Raw genomic sequence first — 2,538 nt, 5'->3', positions numbered from 1 at the left:
TCATCGATGCCCACAACGAGAACCCCAAACCCTATAAATGGGTCAAATCCGCAGACGAAATCCTCGCCTCCGTCAAACGCTTCTGCCAGAAAACAATGAACCGAACTTCAGATTCGGGTGACTAGGGGATCACCAGGCCGCGCTCACGCAAAAGGCCGCGGAGCTGGTTGATGATCGAGGTTCGCGCCACCACCAGTCGTTGGCGCACGCGATGAAGCGCCTGCATGTCCAGTTGTTCATTGGATTTGATCCCGACCGCGTGGCGACCCGGGCGTTGCGCGGCTTCAGCGATCGCCAGTGCATCGTTCCAGTCATTCTTCTGTGCTTTTGCGAAGGGGCGCACACTCTCGGGGGTGAGCAGCTTGACATCATGCCCCATCGCGATCAACTGGTGGGCAAGCCAATGCGCACCCGAACATGCCTCGAATGCAACACGCAGACTTTCGTGACGTCGGTCCTTGAAAAATGCCTGTCAACGGCGGGGTAAAAGTCGGCCATTGGGCGGCGCAAAACCAGGCCACTTGATGTTGGGGGTATCGAGCGCCGGGAGGGCGTAGCCCGAGCGGTGTTCGATACCCCCAACATTGCGTTTTTCAGGACGTGCGGCTGGCTTTGCGTGCCCGGCTTTGGGCGAGGCGATAGCTGTCACCATTCATCTCGAGGATGCTGACGTGATGGGTCAGCCGGTCGAGGAGCGCGCCGGTGAGACGCTCGGACCCGAAGGTCTCGGTCCATTCGTCGAAAGGCAGATTGCTGGTGATCAGGGTGGATCCCCGGCCGCAAGAACCGCAAACGCAAAATCCGATACGATGAGAAGCGCTACAAGGACCGCTGGCGCGTCGAGGCAATGTTCTGCCGCCTCAAGGATTTCCGCCGCGTCGCCACACGGTACGACAAGCTCGCTCGGAATTATCTATCTGCCGTCATGCTCGCAGCAGCAGTTGCGTACTGGCTATGATTGAGTCTCAACCCTAGCATCGCCCCCTTCGGAAATCCGGAGTGGTGCGATCAACTCAGGCGGTGTTTGGACTGGACTTGGCGCCACAGATTCCCTTAGACCTCGGGCTAGAACGAGGGCCTCGTATGACAGATACATCGCCGCGCCAATGGAACCCGCTCACCGCAACATTCAGCAGGAGACGCGCGATATGGGCGTTGGTGAGCTGCGCGGCACTTCTGCCAATTTTCATCCTTTCGGCGCTCGTGGCCAACGAGAAGACGCGCGATAATCTGAATTACTGGAATTTCTATTCAGACGCGCTATCCCATGCGCCATTTGGCATTATCGACGCGGTGAGTTCATATCGCGTCCAGACTGGTGCCAGTGAGCCGCTGTCGTTTTTATTCTTCTACGCCTTTGCCGTGATCGGTGCGCCGTTCGTCGTAGCCGTCATAGTCAAGAACGTGGCGATCTTTGCAGCGCTGAATAGATTCAGAGAGCGCTACTTAGGCAGCGGGAAAAGCGCCATGCTGTTCGTCGCCTACGTCTCGACAGACTATTACATGTTTCGGCTTCTGTCCGAGTTGCATCGCCTGGGGGTTGCCGTAGCCGTGGCGCTTGTGATTGCAACACTTGCGAGACGCCAGATTATCGGGTTGGCAGTAGCCGCTCTGGCGCACTTCCAGGTTGTATTGCTGGCCCCTGCGCTATTCTTGCTCCGACCGTCCATGATAGCAATGCTGGGAGGTGCGCTCGTCGCACCCTTCTTCCTGCTCATCGTTCAAGACAAGATTGCTTACTACCTCACCCTGAATTGGATGAACGGGGTGAGGTTCGCCGTTATAGCAGCCCCGTTTTTTGCCCTATCGTTGCTGATGAGCCGAACCGCATTGGTGGTGTGCATTGCCCTCATAGCAACGCTAGGACCAGCTTCGATCCTTCTTGGCCCTGAACGGGTTGTAATACTGTTTTGGGAAGTGATGGTTCTGACGCTCTTTGTGCAATCTCGGAAAACTGGGCGAGGGCAGTTTGGGCGCTTGGCTTTTTTTACAGCCGTTATCTGCACCCTCATCCCTTACAATATTTACCGGATATGGGGTGAATTGGGGGTTCTCGCGACCTATTAATTGCCGAGCTATTTAGCGAGAAACCTATAGACAGACGCGAACAACGCAAGGTTAGGGTCCAAACCCAATCAGGTTGTTGAATAGGAGCTGCAAATCAGATTCTCTGGCTTCGGATAAGCCGGAGGCATTGATGAGCAGACTGTTTTGGTTGAGTGACGAAGCCTGGGTGGCCATTGATACCAAGACTCTCTGATTAGAACCCATGCGCCCAGTGGCGCAATCCGATGGACATGATGCGCCATGGCTGATCGATGAGGCGGTTCCAGGCATGGCAGCAGTGGTCGACGACGTTGTCGTAGGACGAGAAGATGCGGTTCGAGAGCCAATTCTCGCGCAAGAACTGCCGTCCGCCAGCGCGCGCCGGTGGGTGTCGTTGAGGATCGTGTCGGGGCCCGGGGCCTTTCGCGTAGCCAGACCATCGGGACCGTCTGCATTGAAGCGCAGTACCCAGTCCCTCACGATCTGCAGCGT

The 2,538-nt window shown here is 56.6% G+C and carries 1 protein-coding gene and 5 pseudogenes; 3 read left to right on the top strand and 3 right to left on the bottom strand.

Annotated features, from left to right (window positions below; genetic code table 11):
* A pseudogene (locus tag DQG18_RS15840) lies at positions 1 to 125 on the top strand (IS630 family transposase); the annotation flags it as partial.
* On the opposite strand, the pseudogene DQG18_RS15835 reads toward DQG18_RS15840, so the two are convergent.
* Both DQG18_RS15835 and DQG18_RS15830 read right to left on the bottom strand, forming a co-directional pair.
* A pseudogene (locus DQG18_RS15835) lies at positions 125 to 442 on the bottom strand (IS110 family transposase); the annotation flags it as partial. The pseudogenes DQG18_RS15840 and DQG18_RS15835 overlap by 1 nt on opposite strands.
* 151 nt (positions 443 to 593) lie before the next feature.
* A pseudogene (locus DQG18_RS15830) lies at positions 594 to 776 on the bottom strand (ATP-binding protein); the annotation flags it as partial.
* Here DQG18_RS15830 and DQG18_RS15825 point away from each other — a divergent pair.
* Together DQG18_RS15825 and DQG18_RS15820 are read left to right on the top strand one after the other, a co-directional pair.
* Positions 770 to 958 (top strand): annotated as a pseudogene (locus DQG18_RS15825) (transposase); the annotation flags it as partial. The pseudogenes DQG18_RS15830 and DQG18_RS15825 overlap by 7 nt on opposite strands.
* A gap of 125 nt (positions 959 to 1,083) precedes the next feature.
* Complete coding sequence (locus DQG18_RS15820; protein WP_157970218.1) at positions 1,084 to 2,067, top strand: hypothetical protein; 984 nt, start codon at positions 1,084 to 1,086, stop codon at positions 2,065 to 2,067.
* A 193-nt stretch (positions 2,068 to 2,260) separates the two neighbouring features.
* On the opposite strand, the pseudogene DQG18_RS15815 reads toward DQG18_RS15820, so the two are convergent.
* Positions 2,261 to 2,410 (bottom strand): annotated as a pseudogene (locus tag DQG18_RS15815) (IS630 family transposase); the annotation flags it as partial.
* Positions 2,411 to 2,538 lie beyond the last annotated feature (128 nt).

Origin of the sequence: Pelagibacterium sediminicola (genome assembly GCF_003390885.1) — a bacterium.
Taxonomy (GTDB): Bacteria; Pseudomonadota; Alphaproteobacteria; order Rhizobiales; family Devosiaceae; genus Pelagibacterium; species Pelagibacterium sediminicola.
This window is presented reverse-complemented; position numbering and strand designations above follow the sequence as displayed.

What these genes read in the sequence shown, in the direction of transcription:
- DQG18_RS15820 (WP_157970218.1), top strand. Translation starts at nt 1,084, where the DNA reads ATGACAGATACATCGCCGCGCCAATGGAACCCGCTCACCGCAACATTC.